The organism is Paenibacillus kobensis NBRC 15729, assembly GCF_004000825.1.
GTDB classification, from domain to species: domain Bacteria; phylum Bacillota; class Bacilli; order Paenibacillales; family Paenibacillaceae; genus Paenibacillus_T; species Paenibacillus_T kobensis.
Genome location: NZ_BILZ01000058.1, coordinates 1 through 26,024 on the forward strand (window position 1 = coordinate 1; position 26,024 = coordinate 26,024).

Annotated in this window: 26 protein-coding genes, 1 other RNA gene, 1 pseudogene and 1 riboswitch; of the genes and pseudogenes, 23 read left to right on the forward strand and 5 right to left on the reverse strand. The window is 48.1% G+C overall.

The window, feature by feature from the left end:
- Window positions 1-563, forward strand: a pseudogene (locus tag PKO01S_RS28935) (ribonuclease R); the annotation flags it as partial.
- Window positions 564-932: 369 nt separating this feature from the next.
- Here the strand turns inward: PKO01S_RS28935 and PKO01S_RS23655 are convergent.
- Entirely contained in the window at window positions 933-1,445 is a 513-nt protein-coding gene (locus PKO01S_RS23655; RefSeq protein WP_127533917.1) for a C40 family peptidase, read from the reverse strand.
- Between the two features lie 405 nt (window positions 1,446-1,850).
- Between PKO01S_RS23655 and smpB the strand changes: the two genes are divergently transcribed.
- The 13 genes from smpB (at window position 1,851) to PKO01S_RS23720 (ending at window position 12,262) form a co-directional block, all read left to right on the forward strand.
- Window positions 1,851-2,333, forward strand: a complete 483-nt coding sequence (gene smpB, locus PKO01S_RS23660) for an SsrA-binding protein SmpB (RefSeq protein ID WP_127533918.1) — start codon at window positions 1,851-1,853, stop codon at window positions 2,331-2,333.
- Between the two features lie 289 nt (window positions 2,334-2,622).
- Window positions 2,623-2,987, forward strand: a transfer-messenger RNA (tmRNA) gene (gene ssrA / locus PKO01S_RS23665).
- A gap of 331 nt (window positions 2,988-3,318) precedes the next feature.
- Window positions 3,319-4,305, forward strand: a complete 987-nt coding sequence (locus PKO01S_RS23670) for a fatty acid desaturase (RefSeq protein WP_246070702.1) — start codon at window positions 3,319-3,321, stop codon at window positions 4,303-4,305.
- Between the two features lie 269 nt (window positions 4,306-4,574).
- Complete coding sequence (gene cspD / locus PKO01S_RS23675) at window positions 4,575-4,775, forward strand: cold-shock protein CspD (RefSeq protein ID WP_127533920.1); 201 nt, start codon at window positions 4,575-4,577, stop codon at window positions 4,773-4,775.
- Between the two features lie 87 nt (window positions 4,776-4,862).
- Window positions 4,863-5,075, forward strand: coding sequence for a cold-shock protein (locus PKO01S_RS23680; protein WP_127533921.1), 213 nt, complete (start codon window positions 4,863-4,865; stop codon window positions 5,073-5,075).
- A gap of 316 nt (window positions 5,076-5,391) precedes the next feature.
- Window positions 5,392-5,492, forward strand: a riboswitch (purine riboswitch).
- Between the two features lie 81 nt (window positions 5,493-5,573).
- Window positions 5,574-6,518 carry an EamA family transporter gene (locus PKO01S_RS23685; RefSeq protein WP_127533922.1) on the forward strand — a complete coding sequence of 315 codons (945 nt, stop codon included), beginning with the start codon at window positions 5,574-5,576 and terminating at the stop codon, window positions 6,516-6,518.
- A gap of 610 nt (window positions 6,519-7,128) precedes the next feature.
- Window positions 7,129-7,668: a DoxX family protein gene (locus tag PKO01S_RS23690; protein WP_127533923.1), complete on the forward strand. Its 540-nt coding sequence runs from the start codon at window positions 7,129-7,131 to the stop codon at window positions 7,666-7,668.
- Between the two features lie 470 nt (window positions 7,669-8,138).
- Window positions 8,139-8,762: a hypothetical protein gene (locus PKO01S_RS23695; protein ID WP_127533924.1), complete on the forward strand. Its 624-nt coding sequence runs from the start codon at window positions 8,139-8,141 to the stop codon at window positions 8,760-8,762.
- A gap of 252 nt (window positions 8,763-9,014) precedes the next feature.
- Entirely contained in the window at window positions 9,015-9,215 is a 201-nt protein-coding gene (gene cspD, locus PKO01S_RS23700; RefSeq protein ID WP_127533925.1) for a cold-shock protein CspD, read from the forward strand.
- Between the two features lie 85 nt (window positions 9,216-9,300).
- Window positions 9,301-9,513 carry a cold-shock protein gene (locus PKO01S_RS23705; protein WP_127533926.1) on the forward strand — a complete coding sequence of 71 codons (213 nt, stop codon included), beginning with the start codon at window positions 9,301-9,303 and terminating at the stop codon, window positions 9,511-9,513.
- Window positions 9,514-9,929: 416 nt separating this feature from the next.
- Entirely contained in the window at window positions 9,930-10,427 is a 498-nt protein-coding gene (locus PKO01S_RS23710; RefSeq protein ID WP_127533927.1) for a CBO0543 family protein, read from the forward strand.
- Window positions 10,424-10,891 (forward strand): CBO0543 family protein, encoded by a 468-nt coding sequence (locus tag PKO01S_RS23715; RefSeq protein ID WP_127533928.1) that lies wholly within the window; start codon window positions 10,424-10,426, stop codon window positions 10,889-10,891. The genes PKO01S_RS23710 and PKO01S_RS23715 overlap by 4 nt, the downstream gene beginning before the upstream one ends.
- 255 nt (window positions 10,892-11,146) lie before the next feature.
- Complete coding sequence (locus PKO01S_RS23720) at window positions 11,147-12,262, forward strand: acyltransferase family protein (RefSeq protein WP_127533929.1); 1,116 nt, start codon at window positions 11,147-11,149, stop codon at window positions 12,260-12,262.
- Between the two features lie 130 nt (window positions 12,263-12,392).
- On the opposite strand, the gene PKO01S_RS23725 is transcribed toward PKO01S_RS23720, so the two are convergent.
- Window positions 12,393-13,364, reverse strand: a complete 972-nt coding sequence (locus PKO01S_RS23725; RefSeq protein WP_127533930.1) for a proline dehydrogenase family protein — start codon at window positions 13,362-13,364, stop codon at window positions 12,393-12,395.
- Between the two features lie 78 nt (window positions 13,365-13,442).
- On the reverse strand, window positions 13,443-14,249 hold the full coding sequence (locus PKO01S_RS23730) for an AraC family transcriptional regulator (protein WP_127533931.1): 807 nt from the start codon (window positions 14,247-14,249) through the stop codon (window positions 13,443-13,445).
- Between the two features lie 419 nt (window positions 14,250-14,668).
- Here PKO01S_RS23730 and PKO01S_RS23735 point away from each other — a divergent pair, with 419 nt between their 5' ends.
- Together PKO01S_RS23735 and PKO01S_RS23740 are read left to right on the forward strand one after the other, a co-directional pair.
- Window positions 14,669-14,875 carry a hypothetical protein gene (locus PKO01S_RS23735; protein WP_164779730.1) on the forward strand — a complete coding sequence of 69 codons (207 nt, stop codon included), beginning with the start codon at window positions 14,669-14,671 and terminating at the stop codon, window positions 14,873-14,875.
- Window positions 14,876-14,892: 17 nt separating this feature from the next.
- Complete coding sequence (locus PKO01S_RS23740) at window positions 14,893-15,246, forward strand: YrdB family protein (protein WP_246070703.1); 354 nt, start codon at window positions 14,893-14,895, stop codon at window positions 15,244-15,246.
- A 28-nt stretch (window positions 15,247-15,274) separates the two neighbouring features.
- Here the strand turns inward: PKO01S_RS23740 and PKO01S_RS23745 are convergent, their stop codons facing one another.
- Complete coding sequence (locus PKO01S_RS23745) at window positions 15,275-15,640, reverse strand: DUF1304 domain-containing protein (protein ID WP_127533933.1); 366 nt, start codon at window positions 15,638-15,640, stop codon at window positions 15,275-15,277.
- A 230-nt stretch (window positions 15,641-15,870) separates the two neighbouring features.
- Here PKO01S_RS23745 and PKO01S_RS23750 point away from each other — a divergent pair, with 230 nt between their 5' ends.
- The 7 genes from PKO01S_RS23750 (at window position 15,871) to PKO01S_RS23780 (ending at window position 25,323) form a co-directional block, all read left to right on the forward strand.
- Complete coding sequence (locus PKO01S_RS23750; protein WP_127533934.1) at window positions 15,871-16,851, forward strand: ABC transporter permease; 981 nt, start codon at window positions 15,871-15,873, stop codon at window positions 16,849-16,851.
- Between the two features lie 12 nt (window positions 16,852-16,863).
- A complete protein-coding gene (locus tag PKO01S_RS23755) occupies window positions 16,864-17,778 on the forward strand; it encodes a carbohydrate ABC transporter permease (RefSeq protein ID WP_127533935.1) in 915 nt (304 codons plus the stop codon).
- A 72-nt stretch (window positions 17,779-17,850) separates the two neighbouring features.
- A complete protein-coding gene (locus PKO01S_RS23760) occupies window positions 17,851-19,455 on the forward strand; it encodes an ABC transporter substrate-binding protein (RefSeq protein WP_164779731.1) in 1,605 nt (534 codons plus the stop codon).
- 81 nt (window positions 19,456-19,536) lie between these two features.
- A complete protein-coding gene (locus tag PKO01S_RS23765; RefSeq protein ID WP_164779732.1) occupies window positions 19,537-21,306 on the forward strand; it encodes a sensor histidine kinase in 1,770 nt (589 codons plus the stop codon).
- Window positions 21,281-22,897 carry a response regulator gene (locus PKO01S_RS23770; protein ID WP_127533938.1) on the forward strand — a complete coding sequence of 539 codons (1,617 nt, stop codon included), beginning with the start codon at window positions 21,281-21,283 and terminating at the stop codon, window positions 22,895-22,897. Before PKO01S_RS23765 ends, PKO01S_RS23770 begins: the two co-directional genes overlap by 26 nt.
- 208 nt (window positions 22,898-23,105) lie before the next feature.
- Window positions 23,106-23,537 carry an HNH endonuclease gene (locus PKO01S_RS23775; RefSeq protein WP_127533939.1) on the forward strand — a complete coding sequence of 144 codons (432 nt, stop codon included), beginning with the start codon at window positions 23,106-23,108 and terminating at the stop codon, window positions 23,535-23,537.
- Between the two features lie 247 nt (window positions 23,538-23,784).
- Window positions 23,785-25,323, forward strand: a complete 1,539-nt coding sequence (locus PKO01S_RS23780) for a stalk domain-containing protein (protein WP_164779733.1) — start codon at window positions 23,785-23,787, stop codon at window positions 25,321-25,323.
- Window positions 25,324-25,437: 114 nt separating this feature from the next.
- On the opposite strand, the gene PKO01S_RS23785 is transcribed toward PKO01S_RS23780, so the two are convergent.
- A complete protein-coding gene (locus PKO01S_RS23785) occupies window positions 25,438-25,731 on the reverse strand; it encodes a hypothetical protein (RefSeq protein ID WP_127533941.1) in 294 nt (97 codons plus the stop codon).
- Window positions 25,732-26,024 lie beyond the last annotated feature (293 nt).

Sequence of the window (26,024 nt, forward strand, 5' to 3'; positions counted from 1 at the left end):
GCGAAGGCGCGGTGAACGCGGGCGAGCGCAGCGCGCGGGGCGCAGCGAGCGCAGGAGCGGGCGAAGCCGTGAGCGGCGGCGCAGCGGAGCGCCCGGATACGGGCGTGGAGTGGAGCAGCTCGAAGCCGCAGCGTACGCGGCGGGCGCCGAGGCTCGATATGTGGGGCCTGCCGGTGCCGACGACGCACAATCCGCGTCGTGACGACGGCGGCGAATCCGATGACGGCACGTACCGTCCGGACAACGGCCGACGCAGCGGCGGCAGACGCCGGGGCGGAGCGCCTGGCGGCGGAGGCGGCGGTCAAGGCGGACGTCCTGGCCAAGGCGGACGCCCAGGGCAAGGGCGCCGGAAGAGTTCCGGCGATAACGGCGGCGGCAATCAAGCCGCTGGCAGCAACCGCTCCAGCGGAGGCGGTAACCGCCCTAATGGAGGAGGCGGCGGTGAGGCAGCCGGAGGTCCATCCGGCACTCCAGGCGGCGGACGCCCGCCGCGCAAGAAGAAGGGCGGCAGCGGAGGCGGCGGTAACGCAACGGCTGCATTCGTCCGGAAGAACCGCAAATAAGGCAGCGCGGCTGAGCTGACTGCCGAATTCATGTAACAAGCAAGGGTCTGCACCCCATCGGCTAATGGCTGGTTGGACGTGCCGACCCTTTTTGTAATGCGGATAAGGTGGGCGGACGTTCGTTGGTTGCATTTTGTACAATGAAGGGATAGTTGGCAGTGTGGGAGAGTGGGTTTCATTGTATTACGTACAACTGAATCCAGAGGATGGGGCGCGAAAATACTCATTATGTCCGATTCGAGGGGGAGGCGGTTGTACAAACTGCAATGAACCTAGCCCTGGGAGCACAAAAATGCCTCGCCAGTTGTATGAAATACAACGAGAGAGGCATGACTAAGTTAAATCCAACGGTATGAATCGTACGCAGCATTAATAGATTACGCGCCGCCCGACGATGAAACGTGTTCGATAGAAGCTCGAGTTGACGTCCGAGATCACCACGTCTTTGCCGATATCGGCGTTGTGGATCATTCGGCCGTTGCCGATATAGATGCCGACATGCCCGACATTGCCTTTGTTATTCGGGTCGTTCCAGAAGAAGAGCAGATCGCCTTTTTCGAAATTACCCCAAGTTACGAGCTTGCCGACATGGCTCTGATCATCGTCGTCGCGGTTGATCAGCTTCACGCCTACGTTCGCCAGTCTGTACACGAGATAGGTGTAGCCGGAGCAGTCTGTTTTATAAGGCGCGACCATCTCTTGACGATCCTGCCAATGAACATACTTCACTTTATCCTGCAGCTCGAGAGCGGTAGCGACGACCTTATCGCGCTGCGCTTCGATGCCTAATGAGGCATCGGCGTGCGCGTAAGGAAACGCTGCAGCTATGACTGACAGCAGTGATGCCATGCAGCCTGCAAGCATCCGGTGCTTCGTTCTCATCAGGTTGGTTTCTCCTCCAAGAGAAATTCGATATTAGTCGCCGGTCGAGTCTTTCGCATCGCCAGTCTTCGACTGCGTATTCTGGGTACCGTGGCCTTGCTGTTTCTTCGCGCTGTCTCGGCGGGAATTACGGTGGTCTCTGCGGGACATGATGGATGACGCCTCCTTAAGTGTTCGTGAGTGAAATGATGAGAGTTCTTTGTTGTTGTTGTTGTTGTTGTTGTTGCGGCTGTATTGGTATCTCCTGTTGGACGGGGGATTATGTGTGTACGGTCTCCATGCGGGAGCGGTAAGCTTTGGGGTGCCTTGAATTCGAGTTGGAAAGTTGCTACAATAGATTTCTAGTTGATTGGCTTTGGCGGCTAATACCGCAGCCTGAATTCAGACGAGGAGAAGGTGGATAGCATGGCGAAGCAGAAGCATGAAACGAAGCCGCTTGCACAGAACAAGAAGGCATCGCATGACTATTTCATCGAGGAGACGTATGAAGCGGGCATCGTGTTGACCGGTACGGAGATCAAGTCGGTCCGCAATGGCAGAGCCAACATCAACGACGCTTTCGCAACGATCCGCAATGGCGAGATGTTCGTCAATAACATGCATATCAGCCCGTTTGAGCAAGGGAACCGGCACAACCCGACGGATCCGACACGCGCGCGCAAGCTGCTGTTGCACAAGACGCAGATTCATAAGCTGCTCGGCCAGTCCAAGCAGGAAGGGTACACGATTGTACCGCTTAAGATCTACGTTCGCAACGGTTATGCGAAGCTGCTGATTGGTCTTGGTAAGGGTAAGAAGAATTATGACAAACGCGATACCGCAGCCAAACGCGATGCAGAGCGCGACATTCAACGTGCGCTGCGCGAGAAGCAGAAGGTTGCCCGGTAATTGCAATCTCGGATTCTTGTTGATATAATGAACTTCAACCGCGTAATATTGGACAAGTTAACGGCGTGTTGGCAGGAATGCCAGCAACCGACTAGACCATAATAGCGGAAGACATGCTATACTGAGTTTATCAACAGCGGCGCGCATCATGTTGCTGATGATTATACAAGCATTATGATTATGTTTTAAGCATTCGTGCTCGCTATGAACGGCATTCGTGCCGACCCATCCGAGTTCGCCTTGCAGGCTAACGGATCGCGCAAGCGACAACCGGTTATGCCAACTTATCGGGGGCGTTTATGGATTCGACGGGGGTAGTTCGAGCATGGGTCGCGGGTAGTGGGGACGCGTCCACTTCATCAACGCTAAAGCCAATTAAATGGCAAAGCTAACACTTCTTACGCTGTAGCAGCTTAATAACCTGCTCGCGTGCTCTCGCTCTGTATCGCCCATGTACCGGGATGAGGGCCCAACTTTAGTGGGATACGCTGTCACATCTCCGCCTGGGGTGTGCTGAAGAAGACAATCAGGCTGACCTAGATCGAAGCCGGTTACAGGGCGTCGGCCTGGGTGACATCAAATCTGTGACTACACCCGTAGAAGCCTGTGTGGCGTTATCTTCGGACAGGGGTTCAAATCCCCTCGCCTCCACCATGTAAATCCACTACCGCATGAGGTAGTGGATTTTTGCTCTTCCCCCTTCAATTGTTGACCTCCCCGAAGGGCACTTTCAGAATTAGCTCCACATACTCTTTGTATCCGAAATTCGCTTGATCCACTTTCAGTTGTCACTGTCAGTTCCTGGTGCACTATTTTCGCTGTCGAGTACGGTTTGCTGTTTAGGCAAAATTAACGTATATTTAAAGAAAAAGTTTATTTCTCGAACAAATTGAGCCGTTTTTTCTAGCGTTTCATTATGCGCTGGGAGAACGGCTTTATATTTTGCAAATGTTATTAAAGCCTATATGGTAAGGAGTATGAAATTGTGGGTTGGAGAGAAGATGTTCTGCTTTACCAGAAGCCAGAACTCCGTAGAAGTTTGTGGCAGTTAGCCAATACCATCATTCCGTTTTTGGCGCTGTGGTTATTGTCGTATCTAAGTTTGTCTGTTTCCGTGTGGTTATCCCTTCTGATAGATGTGGTGGCTTCTGGTTTTTTGGTTCGAATCTTTATCTTGTTTCATGATTGTTGTCATCATTCCTTCTTTCGAAGCCGAAAGGCGAATGAAATCGTTGGTATCATGACGGGGTGCTTGACCGGCTTTTCGTATTACAAATGGAGATACGAGCATAATATTCACCACGCTGGCAACGGGAATCTGGATCAGAGGGGTACGGGAGATATTACGACGCTTACCGTTGATGAATACCTAGCCCTGCCTTTGTTCAGACGTATCGCGTATCGAATGTACCGAAACCCGTTGATTATGTTTGGGTTGGGTCCTTTATACTTGGTTTTTGTACAAAGTCGGTTGAATCGAAAGGGTGCGGGACGGAGAGAGCGTCGCAACACCTATGCGACGAACCTAATACTACTTGTGGTCTCGGGAGTACTCTATTGGTTCTTAGGTTGGGAATCTTTACTGCTGGTGGAAGGCCCGATTCTTTACTTGTCTGCTATGGCTGGAATATGGCTGTTCTATGTGCAGCATCAATATGAGGATACCTATTTCGAAGAATCCGATTCTTGGAATTATGAAACGGCCGCGCTGCAGGGCAGTTCGTTCTATAAACTGCCTAAAATCCTGCAATGGATGACAGGAAGTATCGGGTTTCATCATATTCATCACTTGAGCCCCAAAGTGCCGAACTACCACCTGCAAGCTGCGCACGAGCAAAATCCGGCTTTCCAGTCGGCTCCAACCATTGGTCTCTTTAAAAGTTTTCGTTCCCTCCAATACCGGTTGTGGGATGCGAAGCGTAAAAAGCTAGTGGGATTTGCCGCCGGAACAGATTCGCAAAAGAACCGATAAATTACGATAGCATAAATAGCATGCAACCACTCCAAACTTCTGTTACAATACGCCTTTGTCTACACCTTAGCTTATGGAAAAAACTTGGGCCCCATTAGGATTAGCTATTTAAGGCGATACGTGATATGATGTATATATCAAAAGCGTGATTGAATTCACATAGCGTAGAGGGTTATTTTCTTAGAGGTAATAACCTTGTACGATATGTGAATTTTTTATTTCTTATCGAATAAGAAGGTCATGTAAATATAAATAAGGTGGTAATTTATTTGGAAACAGGTACAGTGAAATGGTTCAATGCAGAAAAAGGTTTCGGTTTTATTGAAGTAGAGGGCGGAGGCGACGTCTTCGTACATTTCAGCGCAATCACTGGCGACGGCTACAAATCTTTGGATGAAGGCCAGCGCGTTGAATTTAATATCGTGCAAGGCAACCGCGGACCACAAGCCGAGAATGTTGTAAAACTGTAGGTTAGAGCTTCAAGCCCCGAACGAAAATTTCGTTTGGGGCATTTTTTATCGCTACATCTATTTCAAGGAGAGAAAGAGGGATGCACATTGTATTATTCTCGAAAAAGACCGCATGAAGAAATTCCCCAAGTATCCACCCCCATATGGTCTTGTACAGATGAAAAGTGTAATGGATGGATGAGGGATAATTTTGTTTTCTCCAACGTTCCCGTATGCTCTCTATGTCAATCCGAGATGGTCAGAGGCGAAAAAATGCTGCCAGTGGTCACCAATACGAGCCCTCTCCAGATTAAACTTTGAATATGTAAACCTCCCGACAGGGGTTCAATACATGGCGGCGAATTGTGGTTTTACCCATCCACGCCTCGCCTCCACCATGTAAATCCACTACCGCATGAGGTAGTGGATTTCTGCTTTTTTGCGTCTCTGTCTTTTTCATTTAATGATAGCGGTCCTTAATGTCGATGGCCAACATCTCACCTCATGTTTGCATCACCGAACCTTTACCGAAGCTAAAATATCGTGAGCACGCAGGTTCGTTGTCGGAATTTGGGGTCGCAAACAGGTTGACAATAACGAGCGTAAGCATTATGATAATCGCTGTTGCTTTTTTTTAATTGTATGAACATCATAAATTCGTATAACCCTGCGAAATATAGGGCGGGGGTCTCTACGGGAAGCCTTAACTTCCTTGCTACGAATATGGAATCGCGTTCTTTCGATTCTATACTCACAGCAAGGAAGTTTTTTGTTTTTTTAAAAGCAGCGAAGATCATCGAGAGAGGATGTAGGGGAGAGATGAAATACAGACTGGTGGTTTTGTTAGGGGCTATCTGTTACGGTATCTTATCGACGATCGTCACGAAAGCGTACAGCAAAGGATATACGCTTGGGGAAGTCGTAGGAAGTCAACTGATGGCGGGATTCATATTGGCCTGGCTTCTTGTTCTATTCATGAAATTGAAGGAATGGAAAAACAGGAAATTGAAATCGAGGGACGACTCATCGGCTTCGAGCCCTTCTTGGAAGCAACGCGTCATCCTAATGGCAGCCGGCGTTCCTACGGCCATAACAGGGTTATTGTACTACCAATCCCTACACTATATCCCCAATTCGATCGCTATTTTATTGTTATTCCAATTTACGTGGATGGGAGTATTGATACAATCGGTTGGACAGCGACGGCGTCCTAACGGCATCATGTTGCTCGCACTGGTCATTCTGCTTGGAGGAACATTGCTTGCGGCGGGCATACTGGATCAGGGGTTTGCCGGGTTCAATTGGGTAGGTGTCATATTTGGTTTCTTGTCTGCAATAAGCTATTCGATATTTATTCTGCTCAACGGGAAAGCAGTGCCTTCTATACATTCGGTATACAGAAGCGCATGGATGATCACTGGAGGAATGCTGTTCGTGTTTGTCTTGTTCCCACCGAGCTTCCTGGTCAACGGTGAGCTTCTAGACGGGCTGCTTCCGTTCGGTCTCATGCTCGGATTGTTCGGGGCATTCCTCCCTCCGGTGTTGTTCGCAATCGGAGTTCCGCGCATCGGAGAAGGTTTGACAGGCATTCTGGGCGCTGCCGAGCTACCCGTCGCTGTTATACTGTCAGCTGTTGTTTTACATGAGCATGTCAGCGGTATTCAGTGGATTGGGGTTTTGACGGTGTTGCTCGGCGTCATGCTTCCCGAATTATTGAAGCGAAAGGGCGGCAGCCCCGAAATATCATTACACGGGGAATCATAAGAAGCCTCTCCGAGCATCCTTATCATCAGAAGGCGGCGAATTGTGGATTTGAATCTCCACGGATCGCCTTCACCATTTAAATCCACTACCGCATGAGGTAGTGGGTTTTTGCTGTTTCAGTTTGCTTTTCTCAATAAATTGTGCAACCGCCGAAAAAATGAGGCTTAATCAAACTTCCCATGCTAGCAGCGATTTCAGTAATCTCTTGATAAATTCCGGTCAGACCATCTCTGCCAGAGTCGTGTGCAGCAAGGCTGTTTAGCTGTTTCGGATATCCGATTCTCCTCCCGAATGAGCCGTAAAACAAGCCGTATGACAAAGAACAACTTTATTAGCTCAGTGACAGATTACTTTTGAGACTGTGATTAATTTCACATCTTGATCCGCCAACCCCTGCTATATTGTAGATGTAAGGAGCAAGCGACAAGCAACACAAAGTAACAAGAAGAAAGGATGTACCTATCATGAAAAACTTTATTCAGAAACGTTCACGATCCGAGCGATCTCGTCCATCTAGCAAGCAATCAAAGCGTATCAAGTAAATTGAAAGCTCATAAATTTTTTAAAATATACTGTGAAAACATTCACAATTAAATTGGAGATGATTGTCATGTTAGCATGGCTTAGAGAGAATAAATACGCAGCAATGCTTATGATCTTCGTTCGTGTCTACCTTGGATATCAATGGATTGAAGCAGGTTGGCACAAGCTGACGGGCGGATTCGATGCCGCAGGTTTTTTGAATAACGCAATCAATAAGCCGATCGCCGATAAAACGACTCAAGAGTTGGTTTATCCGAACTTTGTATACTTCATCAAACACTTCGCGTTGCCAAACGTTAAGGTGTTTAACATCCTTATCCCGATTGGCGAGTTCCTCGTAGGGGCTGGATTGATTCTCGGGGGATTGACGGCCGCGGCAGCATTCTTCGGACTATTAATGAACTTCATGTTCATGTTTGCCGGAACGCTCAACACGAACCCTTGGCTCGTCCTTATCGGAGGCATCGTGCTCTTCGCAGGTACGAACGCAGGACGTTATGGATTGGACTACTACCTGATCCCACTTCTTCGAAAAACATTCAAGGTTAAGAAGCGTGGCGTTGGCGGTACAATGAAGCCTCCTGCCGGCACAGCAAACGCCCATTAATGAGTTATCTCAAGCAAATATTAGGAGTGATTAAGATGGTGAGGACAAATAATAACGCCGATCTAACCGAGCAAATGCTTCGTTATTGTTATACTTGCGACAATGCCCGCGAATGTAACGAAGAGATGATTGTCGCATGTATGAAAGAGAGGCGTGCTGAACTCGGATTAGATCCCGAACAGGCTAAGACAAGAGAGTTACTTCGATTGTACGAACAATAGCCAATGGAGGAGGGGAGTTGTGGTTTTACACAGTCACGCCACGTTTCGCCTCCGCCAACCTTACTAAAAACGATCACAACATACTTACATGGTGGATTACAATAACAGTTTGGTTAGTTAATAAAAGGACAGCAAGGGCGATTAAGATGCCTTAGCTGTCCTTTTATCCATATACACAAAGTTATTCAATCAAGTTAATGGGCAGGCCAGTTCCAATAAGTGGTATTATAATTTGTGAGGTGATTATTAATGAGTTGTTGGTTACAAGGTGGCCCGTTTTTAGTACTTAGCTTTATTTTGAATGAACCAACAAAAATTGAAAAAGTCATCTCTAAACTGAACAACACTAACGTCAAAATAGAGGTTCACAATCCAGCGGAATATATTCAGCAATTTTACAAAGGTTATCCTTTTGATGGTGATGATCCCAATAGCGTAATGATTCATCGAATAGAGATCAATTTAACTGTGCACACAACCCGAGAACGGAGAGCTTTACTGTTTGTTGAGAAAATTAGCGAGGAGTTATTATCATTTTCAATGTGTTTTTTTGGAGATAAAGATGATGCTCCAGAGTGGAAACAGCCAGGTATAAGAGATGATGAACTCGATGAGATCATCTGTTTATTAATCTCATTCTATAGAGAGTTAAAGTTTAGCGTCGGTGGAGTAGCAATTGAAGAGGATATGATAGGTTTGTTTGATGTTAATGAAATATGGCCAAATGAAAAATATACCTTTGCAAATCTTACTTTCAAAGATAACTTACATAAGTTTCAGGCTGTTTTAGTAAATCAATTATTAAGTGAAAAGTTACCTGAAGGGCAATACACCCTAATTAATAATTCCTGTATGCTTTATCGAAACGCTTGAATATTCGGGAGGGCTGTATCGCGGTTGGCGGCAGTGCCGGGATATGAGGGTGTCTTGTGCTGGACTTGGGCCCGATTGGTATTAGCTATTTAAGGCGTTACGTGATATGATGAGTATATACAAGTCATGACTGAATTCACATATCGTGGAGGGTTATTATTCTTCGAGTCAATAACCATGTGCGACATGTGATTTTTTTGTTTCTTCTTCGATATGAAGGACATGTAAATTATAAATAAGGTGGTAGTTCATTTGGTATCAGGTACAGTGAAATGGTTCAATGCAGAAAAAGGTTTCGGTTTTATTGAAGTAGAGGGCGGAGACGATGTCTTCGTACATTTCAGTGCAATCGCTGGCGATGGCTACAAATCTTTGGATGAAGGCCAGCGCGTTGAATTTAATATCGTGCAGGGCAACCGCGGACCACAAGCCGAGGGTGTCGTAAAACTGTAGGTTAGAACTGGGAGCCCCGAACGAAAATATCGTTTGGGGCATTTTTTATCGCTACATCATTTCAAGGAGAAAGAGGGATGCACAATTGTATTATTCTCGAAAAAGATCACTGGAAGATATTCCCGAGGCGCTAACCGCCATATGGTCTTGTACAGAAGAAAACTGTCGCGGATGGATGAGAGATAATTTTGTTTTCTCCGTCGTTCCCGTATGCTCTCTATGCCAATCCGAGATGATTAGAGGCGAAAAAATGCTGGCAGTGGTCGTAAATACGAGCCCTCTCCAGATTAAGCTGTGAATATGTAATCTTCCCGACAGGGGTTTAACACTCCTCGGCTCAAACAACAATCCACAACCGTACAAGGTTGTGGATTGTTGTCTTTTGACAACCATTAGGCATGCAGGACGTTCATAATTTTTATGGGAGCATCGGCGGCTTTGTATACAACGGGGCACCGTACGCTCGGAACTGTAATCCTGTTGGTAACACTCATCATCGTGGCAGCTATCTTCATTCTTGATTTGCATAAAATATAACTTACATTTGGGGAGACGAGAACCCACTGCCGCAGGAGGCAGTGGGTTTTTGTTGTGGGCATCGCAACCAGCGCCAGTCTAGGGCTGCCAAGTGAATATTGTGGTAATAAACAGAACACACTCCTTATATCGAAGCACCACCATGTGGAGCTTCGGGCTGGAGGGAGGGCTAATCGTATGTGGGTGGAGCGTTTAGTCCTAGTGCTGATGTGGTTGTCAGGCGCCTTGGTGTTGGTCGTATTCATTCCGTCCAACAAGCGCCGGGAGGGGGCCTTGGCACTACTAGTATTACAAGCGATCATCTGGCTCTGCGATTTGTTCGCTTTCCGGTATGGACTGTTAAGTGCGCCTGTTCGAGAGTTTCCGAAGGCGACGGATCTGAGCATTACCATCAATTATTTTTTTTATCCGGCACTGTTCGCTGTGTTCTATAGCCGGCGCAAGGAGAAGGCTGGTCTCGCTCGGAGAGCGACAATGCTCGTGCTGTGGATCACCTGCCTGACGATATTCGATGGCTTGATCGAGCAATATACGGGCTTGCTTGAGTACGGGAAGATAACGACGTACGGGATGTGGCTGTATCTATGGCTGCTCTACTATACATCTCTGTCATTCTGTGACTGGTTCTTCAAGAAGCGGACGCTGTTTCGGGCGGATCGGCGGAGGGTGCTGTGAGGGTCGATTATTGGATTCTGGCATCGGTCTATGTGATAAGCGCGGGGCTGATCTTCCTCATTCCGAGAGATCGAATCCGGCTGGCGGTCGCAGCCTTTTTATTCAAACAGGCCATTACGTTCTTGATCGGCTTGGTCGTTGTGCAAGCGGGGCTGATCGAATACCCCATTCGGGAATTCGCTTCCGTCAACCGGACCAGCTTCTCGTATGAATATTTCGCGTTTCCGTTAATGTGCGCCTATTTCAATGTCCGGTACCCGAATGGCCGTTCCATCCCGATCCAACTCGGCTATTACGCGGTCTACAGTATCGTCCTAACGGTCATGGAGGTGATCATCGAGACTTATACCGACTTGATCGAATATATTCATTGGGAATGGTATGTGTCGCTAATCACGATCGGGTTGTCGTTCTGGATTACCAGGATGTTCTGCGTCTGGTTTTTTGCCAAGGCAAGCGATTAATACGAGAAAAGCCGCTCATTCGCAGGGTGGCGTGTTGTTAACTAGTCTAATCCGCGAAGGGCCGGGACAGCTTGCCATGTTGGCAAGCGTCTCGGTCCTTCGCTGTATAATTTGCTTCATAAGTCTTGTCTTGCTGTCAGCGGTTCACTCCATTCATAACTAGAATCTTATGCTAGATTTGTTTGATTAATTAAATATATTAAAGGAAATATATGTATGATATGATGTGGAAAAACGAAAAGGGGATTCCATCATTTGAAACAGCGTCTGTTCTTCCTGGATAACATACGAGTGTTCCTGACTATCCTGCTCGTCATATTTCATACTTCTATTGCTTACGGAGCATCCGGGTCTTGGATCCTGGAAGATGTAGATAAAAGTAAGGTCAATGCAACGATTGTTCTGTTAACGATCTTTACGGCAATATGCCAGTCATTTTTCATGGGACTCTTCTTTTTTATTTCTTCGTACTTCTTCCCGATATCGTATGAGAAGAAAGGAGCTCTCCGGTTTCTTAGGGGGCGTCTAATACGTCTGGGGATTCCTCTGCTCATTTATTATTTTGTGATCGGTCCAATGACGATATGGTATGCGAAATTTCGAGAAATACAGACATTGGCCCAGTTTTACAAAGATAACGTTTGGAGCTTTCGTTGGACGTTTTTTGGTCCTGCTTGGTTTCTGGAAGCCTCCATTTACTTCACCTTGCTCTATATTCTGTTCCGACTCCTGTCAAGAGATAGGCTTCAGAAGAAATCGATCACATTTCCGAACGGAAAGACATTGGTTGTAGTGGCGATTGCTCTTGGATTCATCGCTTTCGCCGTACGTCTGGTTTATCCGACGGGCACGGGGCCTTTGGAATTGCAGTTGGGTTACTTCCCATCTTATATTTTGCTTTTCATTGCAGGTATTCTCGCACAAAGACAGGGATGGCTGGAACAAATCCCGAAGAAATTACAACGGATTTGGAAGTGGGTCGCGGTTAGTATGATTCCCGTTATGCCTCTTGGACTCGTTGCAACCGGAGGGCTAGAGGGAGAGGTTCATTTTGAGGGCGGGTTTAACATTCAGGCCTTGTTCTACGCGATGTGGGAGCCGTTCATCTGTTTAGGAATCATTATTTTTCTGCTTTCTTATTTCCAAAAAAGATTCAATAAGACGAACGCAGTGTCTAAATGGTTAGCTGACAATGCTTATACGGTCTATTTGATTCATCCGCCGGTTGTTGTGGGATGGACTATGGCTTTTCATGGAGTCGGCTTGCCGGCGATCATAAAATGGATTATCGTCTCGGCTCTTTCTGTCGCCGTTTGCTTTATTGTCGCCAGTGCTATTCGAATGCTGCCCTACGCCAGACGAGTGCTTTAATAGGAGCGAAGAAGAGCACACTCCGGCGAATTGCGGTTTTGCACAGCCACGCTTCGCCTCCACCATGCAACCCCCGACCGTATGAGGTCGGGGTTTTGCTTTTCATCGACATATCGCTTTAGGATAAGCGCTACATATAATCCATAACGGAATCAACCGGTTTATCAGACGCGATGTCGATAACGGCTTGATATAGATTTGGCGGATACTCGGCGATCCTGTGGCATAAATACAAGTACCACTCATGGCCATAGGTTAGATAGATGCGAACGGGGTAGCCTGCTCTTTTCAGTTTGCTGCTCAGATCCGGTCGGATTCCGTATAACATTTCGAATTCTACCCCCGGCATGAGGGCCCATCCCCGATTGATCACCTCATCTACGATGCGCTCATCATGGGTGGCAATGGATACGCGATGTCCCTTATCGATGGATTGCCCTAAGAGAAACAAATAGCGTTCGTTGAGAGCGTCAGAACGTGAAATTGCCAGCTGTTCCGGCTCTTGATAGGCCCCCTTCACGAGGCGTAAACGTCTAGGAACAGCCTGCAAGTCATTCATGTACTGCGTTGTGCGGTGCAAATGCGCTTGCAATGTGATGCCAATATTCGGATAGATGGCTGCCGCACGCTCATAGATCGCAAGAATTGCATCCGCCTTGGCGGATTCCTCCATACTTATGAATAATTCGATACCCGTCCGCTGGGTCTGTTCCGCTAAGGCCTCCAACTGCTTGAACGCGAATTCGTCGTCTACAGATAAACCGATGTGGGAAAGGTCAAACGACACGCGAGCTGGTATTCCGCGCTCAGTCAGATTGTGAATGAGTTGCTTCATTTCTAGTAGCGCCGCTTCACAAGACTGGGCATCGGTCGCGTTCTCACCAATGTATTCCAAGGAAACTGAATATCCCTTATTAACTAGCCTGCGCCCGGCCTCCAGACCGGCTGCTCGATCGTCTCCCGTCACATACTTTGCCGCAGCACGCTGCAGCATATGGTAAATGGATGGCGTCTTCTCGACATAGGCCTTCAAATCTGCTCGCCGGGCAATGGACTTCATTGTTTCCGTGAATTGTTTTTCTAAATCAACATTTGTCATCATCTAGTTGTCCCCCTCTTGACGTCTGATCTCAGTGTACAATCGAGACCCAAGAAGAGGATTGTATAAAATTGCTCTATTCTATATGGATAGCGAGTAAGTCTGAGGCGTCGCACCTACTATTTTGGCAAAAGCTTTCGTAAAATGACTTTGATCATAGAAACCGGTGTCAACGGCTATCTCGGCAATGGGCCGCCGTTTCTTCAGTTCTATCTTGGCATGATTGATGCGCAGCAGATTCTGATACGCATGGGGAGGCAAGTGCGTACTTTTCTTAAATAATCGTATGAGATGATAACGGCTGGCTCCGGTCTCTTGCTCCAGCTTTTCAAGCGTAATCCGATCCTTGTAATGGGCGTGAATATATTCCTTGACTCGCTTGACGTACTTCTGCTCCAACGTGCCATATGATTCGTGCTCAAGGTCGGATTCATGCTTAATGATGAGCATGTGCACGAGTTCAATTAATGCCGTTTCAATCTCCAGGGAAGATTCATTACGGACAAGGGCTTCCATAGCTCGGTTGAATAGTTTACTGCAAGCTTTGTTCTTCCCGTCCTCTAGTAAAAACGGAATTTGGAGTCTGTTGATAGGAGGCAGTTCAATTTGTTCTAACCATTCTGGCTTAATGAACAACATTTTATATTTCCAGTTGGCATTCTCAGCAGGTTGACAAGCATGGAGCATGTGCGGCGGAAAGTTGATCATTCTTCCCGATTCTACACGCCATAACATGCCGTCGCACCACGCCTGCGTTTCGCCTTCATCTATTAATCCGATTGAGTGTTCCTCATGAAAATGTTTCTGGTACGCTAAGTCGCTCTTCCGACATCGCTTTGCTTCCAAGAAAGGCAATGCCTCGTCTCGATAAAACATTACATCCGCCATGTGTGTGTAATCCTCCTCCAATGTGAATGTATACATCTATTTTATCATAGTCATTAAAGCAGATTAGGCAGGACAATGCGCTTGAACATGAAAGTTAAATCCATATATAAGGGATAATGGTCAGTCTGGCATGAAACAAGGGACGAAGGAGGAATTGCCGTAATATGAACGAAGAAGAAACCAAAGGGGCAATTGAAGAGCGTCTACAGAAGCTGGTTCGATCCAATGCAAGCTTAAAAAAATGTATATCTATTAGTCCATTCCGATACACGCAGACTTCACTGGAACACGGCATTCGGGCAGGCAGGGGATAGGATTGTTGCTCCCGAACAGTCTTATCATACAGCCAATATCCAAGTTTCAAAAGCATTTATGCCGGCGGTCAAACGGTAAGTACCTCCGAGGATTTGTTGAAATTTATGAAGGCGTTAGAAGAGGGGCATCTCATCGGCAAGGACACTCTTGTCAGAATGAAGCAATGGAATAAAAGATTATCAGGAATCGATTTGGGCCTCGGACTGATGAGAGTCCGCATGCTCCCTTTTACTGAAAAGTTTAATGCTTGGGGTCATCTGGGATCGATCGGTTCCTTCATGCTCTATAATCCGACTGTCCCCAATTACTAACTGAGAAGAGGTTGGAAATGAAATCGATAGGGAATAACGTGATTCTCACCGCATTCTTTCTGCTTGAGCTGGTCGCGTTCGGCGCATTGGGCTATTGGGGTTATCATTTCAAGACAGTGGTATCGTTCAAAATCATGTTAGCGGGGGCTGTGCCGCTGGTCATCATGATCATATGGGGATTGTTTCTCTCTCCAAAAGCGACAATCCCCTTCTTCTCCTACCCTATGAGGACAGCGTTTAAACTGGTCATATTTATTGCGGCTTCGGCAGCTTTGTATGCAACGGGGCTCCACACGTTCGGGACTGTATTCCTATTGGTATCTCTCATTATCGTAGCAGCCGTCTTCGTTCTTGATTTGCATAAAATATAGCGTTCATTTGGGGAAGAGCATCTTAACCTTACTGTAAAAATAGAACAGCCGACATGGCCAATACAGCCGGAAGTCCTTGTGTAAAAAAAATCGACCTCTTCGCCGAGAAGCTGCCGTAGACAGCTGCCACGATTACACAGCTAAGGAAGAACAATTGAATCTGATGTCCGAACGAAGCATCGGGATGAATGAGCCCCCAAAGCAAGCCTGCAGCCAGAAATCCATTATAAAGCCCTTGATTGGCCGCCAGCGATTTTGTACTTTCTGCAAATGCCTCGTTCGTGCCGAAAACCTTCCTCGCCCTAGGCGTGTTCCACATAAACATCTCCAGCATCAAAATGTAAAAATGCTCAATCGCAACTAAAGCGGTCAATATCATACCGACCCAAACCATATTAACTCCTCCGTTTCTTTGAATTATTCTCTCCATAAAAGATCCCGTTTTAATCCGTTCGTTCAGAGGCTCCATCGATTAGCGATGGAGTCTCTTTCACCGTGTACTTTACCAGGATTGCGTCAAAAAGTAACGATCGAATAAATCAGGTCACCTGCGATAGAGAGAACCTGCTGGGCCAGCCGATATAATGAGGTCATAATCCTGATGAATCTAAAGAGGTATATGCCATGACTAATCCTTCTATCGTGAATGTGACCCATTCTCCTGTCCAGTCGAGGCGACAGGGCAGCATCGCCCGGTTCGCGCGCAACGTTGTGAAGTACCGCGTGCTGCTGCTTATGCTTTTGCCGACGACGATCGTTTTTCTGCTCAATTGCTATATTCCGATGTTCGGCGTCATTATTGCTTTCAAGGATATTAACTACGTCGACGGGATTCTTGGAAGTCCATGGGTGGGGCTGGATAACTTCCGCTTTCTCTTCACCACTTCGGATGCTTGGCGCGTAACGGTCAACACCATCGGATACAACGTCGTCTTCATCCTATCCGGCCTCTTGCTCTCCGTCGCGATCGCGATCGCCGTGAATGAAGTGCGAGCCCGATTCGCATCGAAATTTTATCAGACGGTCATGATTATGCCGAATTTCTTGTCCATGGTCGTCGTTAGCTACATCGTGTATGCCTTCTTGCATCCGGAATACGGATTCGTGGTCAAGCATGTGCTGCCTTTATTCGGATACGATTCGGTTAACCCGTACATGCATCCGCAAGCGTGGCCGTACATTCTGTGGTTGACGAAGATGTGGCATTCCGTCGGTATCGGAAGTGTCATCTATTTGGCGGCGATTACCGGTATCAGCGAGGAACTGTATGAAGCAGCCGTCATGGATGGAGCCGGCAAATGGCAGCAGATTACAAGAATTACGATTCCGCTCCTGACCCCCGTGATGGTCATCCTGACGATTCTGAACCTGGGCGGCATCTTCCGCTCTGACTTCGGTCTGTTCTACCATGTAACGCTCGACTCCGGTGCGCTGCGCTCCACGACGGATGTCATTGATACGTTCGTATACCGGGGGCTGATTCAGCTCAACGACTTGGGGATGTCCTCCGCCGCGAATTTCTATCAGTCCGTTGTCGGCTTCTTCCTTGTCCTTGGAGCCAATGGATTAGCACGAAGATTGAACCGTGATACCGCGCTGTTCTAAAGGAGAATTGTGATGACAAAAGCAAACCATGCGAAACCCTATCAAACCTTGCCCAGAACGGCGAACGTGGTGATCCACTTCTTCTTTATCTTGATGAGCCTGGTGTGCATTCTTCCAATCGTTTTGATCGTCGCCATCTCGCTGTCCGACGAGAAACTGTTAACACTCCATGGCTATAAGTTCTGGCCTGAACGATTCGATACGTCTTCTTATCACTATCTGTTTACGAATTCGACGACACTGATCAAAGCCTACGGCGTGACATTGACCGTCACGCTTGTCGGAACCGTACTCGCGGTGCTGCTCACCGCGTTGTATGCGTATCCGATCTATCGCAAGGACTTTCCGTTCAAACGGGCATTCAATATGTACCTGCTCATTACGATGCTGTTCTCCGGAGGGCTCGTTCCGTTCTATTTGCTGTACACCAATTATTTGCACCTAAGAGATTCGCTGATTGCGCTTATTCTTCCCGGCCTATCCAACGCCTTCTATATTTTTATCACGAGAACGTTCTTCCAACAGACGGTGCCGGAGGAGATGATCGAGTCGGGGAAGCTGGACGGCGCATCGGAGTGGCGGATTTTCTTCCAGCTGGTCATTCCGATCTCGCTGCCGGTGCTGGCGACAATCGGATTGTTCACGACTCTGATCTATTGGAACGACTGGTTCAATTCTTTGCTGTTCATTAACGATACCGACAAGTACTCTTTGCAATACGTCATGATTCAGATGATCCGCCAGGCGGAGTTCTTCAAGACTCAGTTAGCGGGAACCGGGGTCGGGTTATTGATTCAGCAAGCGGTACCGACGGAAAGTCTTCGCATGGCGATGGTAGTCGTCTCGATCGGTCCGATTCTATTCGTCTACCCTTTCTTCCAGAAATATTTCACGAAGGGTCTGACGATCGGGGCCATCAAAGGCTGAACCTGTACCTGTCTAACTCTGGCCAATTGGCCGGTTAGAATATACAATAATATGACTAGGGGGCACGACAAAATGAAGGCAGCGAAAAGGTGGAGCACTGCGCTTGCTTTGCTGGGCGTGTTGACGTTAGTGATTTCCGGATGCGGGAGCAATAACGGCAATAACGACGATAAAGGCGCACAACCTTCCGGTTCTGTGAAGGAGCAAGACAAGGCATCGGGTGATGCCGTTGCCGGCAATCCGGATATTGCCAAGTTCCGCAAGCTTAAAGTGTACACGGTAGGAAACTTCCCTCAACCCGACAGCAAGGCGGTCGTAGAGGAAATCAATAAATATTTGAAAGAAAAAATCAATGCCGAGATCGACTTCCAAGGACTCCCATGGTCATCCTGGTCGGAGAAGATGGCGCTGGCGTATCAGTCGGGAGAACAGGTCGATTTGACGTTCGCCCCAAGCTGGGGGGATTTCGCCAATAACGTGGCCAAAGGCGCATTCCTGCCGCTTGACGATCTGCTGGGCCAGTATGGTAAAGGTATCACGGACTCGCTGGACCCTCGATTCCTCGAAGGCGGCAAGGTCGACGGCAAGATCTATGCGATTCCGACGAACAAGGAAATCGGTGAAAGTCATACGATTATGCTGCGCAAAGATCTAGTAGACAAATACGGCTTCGATATTAACAGCATTCATACGTTGGAGGACTTAGAACCTTGGCTGGAGACGATCAAGAAGAACGAGCCTGGTCTTTCTCCAATATGGCTGTCGGGCAGCGGATCGGACACGCTCTCTTACTTCGACAAAACGAAGAAGAGCATGGAGGAAAACTTCCGTTACGAGCTGGTCATCGGTGCGCCGGGCGGTATCGTGCTCGATACGAAGACGGACAAAATGATCGTCAGTACGATGGATTCCGAAGCGACGATCTATCGTCTGAAGCTCTATAACGATTGGTTCAAGAAGGGCTATATCAACAAGGATGCCGCCACGACCAAGACCAGTGCGGAAGACGCGCTGAAAGCCGGGAAGACCTGGATGAAGTTCGGTTCCGATAAGCCGGATTCTGACAAGGAAGATTCCCTGGCCACCGGCGTCGAGCTGGTCAAGCTCGTCGGGAACGATCCTGAGCTCAGCACCGCCAGCATCAGTAACTCTATGATGGCAATCGGCCGGACCTCCGTAGATCCGGCGCGGACGATGATGCTGCTCAACCTGCTCCATACCGATAAGAAACTGATCAATCTGATCGACTTCGGTGTGGAAGGCAGACAATATGTGAAGGTGGACGGCCAAGACAACTTCATCAAGCTGCCAGACGGCGTTGCGACACGTACGGATACGGGCTGGGCACCGGGCGTCGAGTGGATGTTCGGCAACCAGATGCTGACGCATCTGTGGGAAGGCGAGAGTGCGGATAAGTGGGAGAAATTCAAGGCGTACAACGATCGGGCTCATAAGGTCAAGTCGTTCGGCTTCAGCTTCAACACCGACCCTGTTAAGACCGAAGTGTCAATTGTCAACAATATCATCAAGGAATACCGTCCGATTCTGGAGACGGGCAGCTTGGACACCGACAAGGTGATCGCCGAGTACAACGCCAAGCTCAAAGCGAACGGCATCGAGAAGATCGTCGCGGAAGCGCAGAAGCAATATGATGAGTGGAAAGCGAAACAGTCCTAAATAGGCAAGGGGGGAGACGGAAAATGTCTTCCCCCTTTCATGCCATTCGCGTACATCAAGACCAGGCGGAGGAGAGAGATTGTGAGACTATCGTTGCGATTTAAAGTAAGCGCTCTCGTTCTGCTTCTCGTTCTGCCGCTTTTTTTGTTCTTGTACTATACCAACATTTATTCCGCGAACGTCATTCGCGAGAAAGTAGCGAACTCGGCATCGGACACGCTGTCTCTTCATTTAGGTTCTCTCGACGAGCTTTTGGAGCAAACGAGCACGTATTTGACGCGCACGGCCAATGAAAGTATATTGCTCGAGCTGTATTCGGAGAGCGACCCGGACAGCGTCAGCTATTACGTGTCCTTGCGAAAATTAATGGACCAGTGGTACAGCGATGTCAGCTACTACTCGATTATCCGCACGGTGTTCGTCTATCATCAGGAGCGGGATGAGCTGTACTTAAGCAGCCAGAAGGAGTATTACCACGAAAAGGACGTCATTCGATCCGGGCTTTCGTCCAGACTCGCGTCTTCCCGGTACCCGACGACCCCGAAGTGGGAGATCGTGAACGTTGGAGGCGAGCCGGTGCTCTATAAGGCGTTGCCTGATAAGAGCGGAAGGCTGCTCATCGGCGCGCTCATCAGTATCGATGCCCTGGCACAGCCATTAACGCAGTTGGAGTCCGCGCGCAGCGACGAGAAGATCGGCATCATTTCGAAGGACAGCCATTTGCTGTGGGGGAAATTTTCGGATCAGGATCTTGCCGGCATCCGGGGCCTTCTGGACCGCCCGTCGAATAGCGCCAGCAATTCGATACGACTGGCCGACGGCAACGACTATCTGTTCGTCGGCAAGCCGTCTCTCTTCTCGGATCTGAGCGTATTCATTCTGTTGGACGAGAAGTCGTTGCTGGACGAATTGCCGCTGTTCCAACGGGTCATTAAGGGGATTCCTATAGCCGTGATCGTCGTTCTGGCTATTCTGCTGATTCTGTTGAGCCGGCTCGTCTTCAAGCCGATTCACTCCTTGGCGAGCGGGATGCGCATTCTTGGCAAGGGGCAGCTGGAATACCGGCTGAAGGAAGGCAAGTCCAAGGAGTTTCAATTAATAACCGAACAGTTCAACCGGATGGCCGAACAAATCGGCGATCTCAAGATCGACATCTACGAAGAGCAAATGAAGGTGCAGCAAGCGGAGCTGAAGCATCTTCAGGCGCAGATTAATCCGCATTTTTTCATGAACTCCTTGAACATCGTCTATCATCTGGTGGATCTGCAGAAGTACGCTCTCATCAAGAAGATGATCGGCCATCTCGTTTCTTATTTCAGATTCATCATGAGCACTAACGATACATGGATCGAGTTATCGGGAGAAATGAATCATATTCGCAATTATATGGAAATTCAAAGGGTCATGTATCCGGACAGGCTGAGCTTTCATGAGGAGTTCCCTAAGGAATTCGAGAACATGCTCGTTCCGCCGCTGCTGGTGCAGCCTTTCGTGGAGAATGCGATAAAGCATGGCTTCGTAAATAACGTCAAGCCGTTTGCCGTGTCCATCTCGGTGAACGGGGAAACCGGGAACGACGGCGTACGGTACGCGGTAATCCGGATTAGCGACACCGGCCCGGGGTTCGATATCCAGCAGCTCGAGCAATTGAATGGCGGCTTGTACGAGAAAGAGCCGACGGACCGCCAGCTTGGAATATGGAACGTGCGCAGACGATTAACGATGTTTTATGGGGAGCGGGCTGCGCTCGCTTTTGTCAACGATCCCGAGGGCGGGGGAGTCGTGGAGCTGAAAATGCCGATAACAGGGAGGTCGGGAGCTTCGTATGTACCGGGTACTGATTGTCGATGACCAATACTTCGCGTTAATTGGACTGCAGCAGGGCGTGGATTGGCAAGTGCTCGGCGTTGAAGACGTCCGTCTTGCGGAGAACGTGGGGCAAGCGGTCGAGGTGCTTGAGCAGCATGAAGTCGATCTGTTGATTTGCGATATCGAAATGCCAGGGAAGAACGGGCTGGAATTACTCGCTTGGGCAGAGCAGCATTCACCTAATACCGTAACGATCATGCTCACTTGCCATGCGGATTTCGAATACGCGCAGCGGGCTCTTCACCTCGGCGCCTTTCATTACTTGTTGAAGCCTGTCGACTACGAGCAATTGAACAAGGCAGCATCGGATGCGCTAGCCGAAGTCCGCAGACAGCAAGAGCAACGGAAGTTCGAGCTGCTGATGCACGGGTATCAGAGAAAATGGGATCACCAGCTGCCGCTTCTAGTCGAGCGCTTCTGGCAGGACATTCTTAGCCAGCGTTCGTCTCTGCATCCCACCTCGCTGCAAAGATCGGCGGAGATATACGGCTTGGAGCTTCGTCCCGGCGACCGTTATATTCTCATGCTCATGGGCTTGGAGCAATGGAAAGAGAACCTGAGCGCGCGGGATGAAGCCATTATGGAATACGCGCTCCGCAATTTGGCCGGGGAGTTGGTGCTTCGAGGGTTGGAAGGCGTCGTCTTTCAGGACCATGCGAGCTTGAATCTAGCGATCGTCTATGAAAGGAATGACGGCGCTCCCGTCGGCGGTGCGCTCGAACATAATTGCCGGCAGTTTCTTAGCGAGTGCGAACGGCTTCTTCACTGCTCCATGTCCATCTATATTAGCCCGCCGGTACTGCTGCCCGAAATTGTCGGGGCCTACGCTTACGTAACGGAGAGGGAGCAGCGCAACATCCGCCGGTCCCGGCAAGTGTTCACGCCCGGGAAGGTGCCTATGCATCACTCCACGCAGCCGATGCCGGCCGCGGCGCCTTTATACGTATTCACGGAATGGGCAACCGTACTGGAACTCGGCGAATTCGAGGAACTGGACCGGCGCGTCAGGCAATGGTTCGGCGAGGGGAAAACGGACGGCTGGACGGAGGAGTCTCATCGCCAGCTGATTCATGGCGTTCTGTTTGTTATCAATGCCGTGCTGGCTAAGAAGGGGCTATCCCTGCATGGATCGGCGGAGTTAAAGCAATTGACGGACAAAGAAAATTACCCGAAACATTCGATTGCCTTGAAGGACTGGACGAGGGAATGCTTCAGGGCGGCCGTTCGGCTTCTGCAGTCGAGCAACAGCGTGTCCTCCACCGTCGTGGCCAAGATCAGACAATATGTGCGTTCGCGCATCGGCGAGGAAATTACCCGGGATGAGCTGGCATCGCATGTCTACTTGAATCCCGCATACTTATCGCGGATGTTCAAGAAGGAGACGGGGCTGTCTTTATCGGATGCCATCATTCAGGAACGGATCCAGGAAGCGCGGCGGATGCTGGAGGAGACGGAATACAAGATCAGCGATATTGCGGAGAAAGTGGGCTATGCAAGCCTGGGGAGTTTCTCCAACCTGTTCAAGAGAGTCGTCGGCGTCACGCCTCAACAATATCGGGCTAAGAAAAGATGAGCAGTTAGGCAACATTCTGATCTTCGCACTTCGGCGAAAAGTGGTTTTACACAGCCATGCTTCGCCTCCACCATGTAAATCCGCTGCCGCATGAGGGTAGTGGATTTTTGTTTGTTCTTCCGTTTTGAGTAACCGCATCGTATTGAAGGAATCCTAGCCACAAGGAATCGTTTTAGTAGGAACGAGCAGCCTTGGGAGGCAATGAACGATGATGATTAACGTGCTCAATGTGGATGGCCAAAGTCTAACCCCATGTGTGCTTGACCGGGCTTGGAGGGAAGTGAATAGAGCCCGTGCCGTCTGGATAGACGAGCAGACCATCCAATTGCTATACAACCCCTTTTTATTTCGTGGCTATCGGAAAGCCGCACTGAAACGCGATCGTTACACATGTCTGTGGTGCGGGTGTCCCGGTATGACCGTCGATCATATTATTCCCTCAAGCAAAGGTGGCTCGGATCTTCCTCACAACTTACTAGCTGCCTGCATGGAGTGCAACACGAAGCGGGGAAGCCGTTCGGCGTTTTCTTATTTCAAAGAGAAGGTATTCTCCTCGCCGTATAGGATGAAGTTGTTTTATCTTATCCTGAAGGCTAACTATCACCGACGCAGGACTGCCAAGCAAATATTGCGGGAATAAACGGAGCGCACTCCGTAGGCGCCGGAAGGGCGTCTTTGCAAGCGCACATCTGGCTATGCGAGGATTGTACTATTTTATATTGATTCATATTGTAAATGCATAACTAGTAATCACGATCAATAATAGCTATATATTCGTCATTTACTGAATTCGGATGAATTGTAATCTCCCACTAGTTGTAGAATTAACATGGCAGATGGGGTAGAATGTTATATTAAGGAATAATAATTTTGGGGAGATGAACTATATGTTTTCCAATCCTAGAAGGGGAAAGAGGCTTAGAAAGCTTGCAGCGGGCATTCTCTTGATCACCCTATTAGTTCCAACTTTTCACCAAACGGCCTCGGCGAATACGAATACTCATATTGCTATAAACGGGAAAGAGCTTATATCCGATCTGGCTCCGATTAGCAAGAACGGAAGCATCTTTGTTCCAATGCGTTTAATTTTTGAGTCCCTTCACGCCAAGGTTACTTACTTGCCTAGCGAGAAGAAGGTCTTAGGGGAAAAGGGCAGTGTAACCATCGAGCTTCAGATTGGCATGACAACGGCTCACAAGAATAATCAATCTATTCCTCTATCAACGGCGCCTTTTATCGAAAAGAATAGTGTCTATGTGCCGATTCGTTTCATTGGCGAGGCGTTAGGGGCTTCAGTTAATTGGAATAAGGATACCCGCACCGTGGAGATCACAAATCCGAGTGTTGATGTCACAACCGAACTTCCCATTCTGAATGACAGTGGAAAGCCTATAATGCTTGAACATCAAGGAAATATGAAACTGAAATGGTCCTTCCAGGATGAGAGCCCTTATGTGCGATATACAGGGTTTGTTGTTCCGAAGGATCAACTCCTCTTTACCAATTCTAATTATGCGAAAGTTATGGACCATGCCGGAAACGTAATTAAGGAAATGCCGCTCGAAAAAAACGGTCCACTAGCTAGTTCGGCGATCGATGCTGTTGCAGTTGATAAGGGGTATAAGGTTACAAGTAAAGATACGACAACAGTCTGGAAGAGCATACCGCTTTATACCAAATTGAATGTCGTATCTTTTGTGAAGGTGGACGGAATACCTTCAATGGATTTTCTGCACCCCGTGGCTAGCATAGATAAACTAGGAAATTTAATAATTATTACAACCGAAGGTCTTGCCGCATACGACCCGCAAGGGAATAGACTTTGGGTACATTCGGAATGGACCAAAGGCAGTGAAAAGGAATCGGCCTTTAATGAGCTTCTGGAAATTCATGCAGACGGAGCTAATAATCTTTATCTGTCGTATGCGAATCACCTGGTTGTTCTTGACCCGAAAGGGGAATTAATCGGGTTGCTGCCAGGTCGCTTCGCCAATATTATGTTGCTGGACGATGGAACGATAATCGGTCAAGGAGAGGTATATCGGATTGTCGAAGGCGAAATGCAGCAAATTTCCGAATCGCAGACGCAATCCGGACAAATGTTTCGGGTAACGAATGGCGATAAAACCTTACAGAAAGTAAATCCTGATACTGGAGAGGCACTGTGGACTTATCAGTTGCCTAAGTTAGAAGAGAGCCGTGGATATAACTTCTTCGGAAGCACTTTAGTTCATGATTTATACGGTAATGTCTATATTTCTACTCAGGGCGGTACTGTACATGCCTTGGATGCCGAGGGGAATTTAAGGTTTAAGTTGGTCATCAATCAACGGACCATTTCCTCTTCTCAGGTTATTCCGCTTTCGGCTACTGAGGTCGTTGTAGTGAATGAGAACGCAGTCGCCTATTTTGAAATTAGTGAATAAGTTAACACGAATCCACAACCGCATGCGGTTGTGGATTTTGCTTGATAGAGGATATAGAAAGGGCATTACCGTGAGCGCGTTCCAAGGGAGTCTGCTAATAATGCCCGCTGAATCTTATTGGGTTACGAGTACGTTGTATTGAGTATTAACTCCATTCTTGTATACATTGACGAGTGCTGTACCGGGCTGTAAAGCATGAACATACCTATTAAAATCGATAGCGATAAAAAACGAGCCAGAAAGAATGGTTACCAGTCCGCCAGTGTCATACACTTGACCGGGCTTTAAGGTTATCGTTTGTTGAGCGGCCTCAGCGGTAGGGGTAGAAATGGAGTTAGTGATCGTCGTGCTTCCAACCAGTAAAGCTGCTGCGGCTAATGTGCTGATAGCCAAAGTTTTGATATTCATCAATCATCATCTCCTTTTGTTTGATTTCTAAAATATACCAACAATAGGATGTGATTGCATGATCGAAAAGAATCAAATTGGATGTGGGATTATCGTCTATATTAGCGGGTGTTTGTCTAAATACAATTACATCTTTTGAATTGTAATTAAGGGTAATTATGGGCACATTTTAACATGCGTTAATTATGGAACTATGGAGACAGTTCGCATGCGAGTGGTGGTGTTGAATGATGTTCTTATCTTAGCAATATCAATCTAACACGGGTATTATATGTGTTATACTCATAAATGAG

Excerpts from the sequence above, each read along its gene's own strand:
- PKO01S_RS23655 (WP_127533917.1), bottom strand. The coding sequence starts at position 1,445 with ATGAGAACGAAGCACCGGATGCTTGCAGGCTGCATGGCATCACTGCTG.
- smpB (WP_127533918.1), top strand. The coding sequence starts at position 1,851 with ATGGCGAAGCAGAAGCATGAAACGAAGCCGCTTGCACAGAACAAGAAG.
- PKO01S_RS23685 (WP_127533922.1), top strand. The coding sequence starts at position 5,574 with ATGAAATACAGACTGGTGGTTTTGTTAGGGGCTATCTGTTACGGTATC.
- PKO01S_RS23690 (WP_127533923.1), top strand. The coding sequence starts at position 7,129 with ATGTTAGCATGGCTTAGAGAGAATAAATACGCAGCAATGCTTATGATC.
- PKO01S_RS23695 (WP_127533924.1), top strand. The coding sequence starts at position 8,139 with ATGAGTTGTTGGTTACAAGGTGGCCCGTTTTTAGTACTTAGCTTTATT.
- PKO01S_RS23710 (WP_127533927.1), top strand. The coding sequence starts at position 9,930 with ATGTGGGTGGAGCGTTTAGTCCTAGTGCTGATGTGGTTGTCAGGCGCC.
- PKO01S_RS23725 (WP_127533930.1), bottom strand. The coding sequence starts at position 13,364 with ATGATGACAAATGTTGATTTAGAAAAACAATTCACGGAAACAATGAAG.
- PKO01S_RS23730 (WP_127533931.1), bottom strand. The coding sequence starts at position 14,249 with ATGGCGGATGTAATGTTTTATCGAGACGAGGCATTGCCTTTCTTGGAA.
- PKO01S_RS23735 (WP_164779730.1), top strand. The coding sequence starts at position 14,669 with ATGAAGGCGTTAGAAGAGGGGCATCTCATCGGCAAGGACACTCTTGTC.
- PKO01S_RS23740 (WP_246070703.1), top strand. The coding sequence starts at position 14,893 with ATGAAATCGATAGGGAATAACGTGATTCTCACCGCATTCTTTCTGCTT.
- PKO01S_RS23745 (WP_127533933.1), bottom strand. The coding sequence starts at position 15,640 with ATGGTTTGGGTCGGTATGATATTGACCGCTTTAGTTGCGATTGAGCAT.
- PKO01S_RS23750 (WP_127533934.1), top strand. The coding sequence starts at position 15,871 with ATGACTAATCCTTCTATCGTGAATGTGACCCATTCTCCTGTCCAGTCG.
- PKO01S_RS23755 (WP_127533935.1), top strand. The coding sequence starts at position 16,864 with ATGACAAAAGCAAACCATGCGAAACCCTATCAAACCTTGCCCAGAACG.
- PKO01S_RS23760 (WP_164779731.1), top strand. The coding sequence starts at position 17,851 with ATGAAGGCAGCGAAAAGGTGGAGCACTGCGCTTGCTTTGCTGGGCGTG.
- PKO01S_RS23770 (WP_127533938.1), top strand. The coding sequence starts at position 21,281 with ATGTACCGGGTACTGATTGTCGATGACCAATACTTCGCGTTAATTGGA.
- PKO01S_RS23775 (WP_127533939.1), top strand. The coding sequence starts at position 23,106 with ATGATGATTAACGTGCTCAATGTGGATGGCCAAAGTCTAACCCCATGT.
- PKO01S_RS23780 (WP_164779733.1), top strand. The coding sequence starts at position 23,785 with ATGTTTTCCAATCCTAGAAGGGGAAAGAGGCTTAGAAAGCTTGCAGCG.
- PKO01S_RS23785 (WP_127533941.1), bottom strand. The coding sequence starts at position 25,731 with ATGAATATCAAAACTTTGGCTATCAGCACATTAGCCGCAGCAGCTTTA.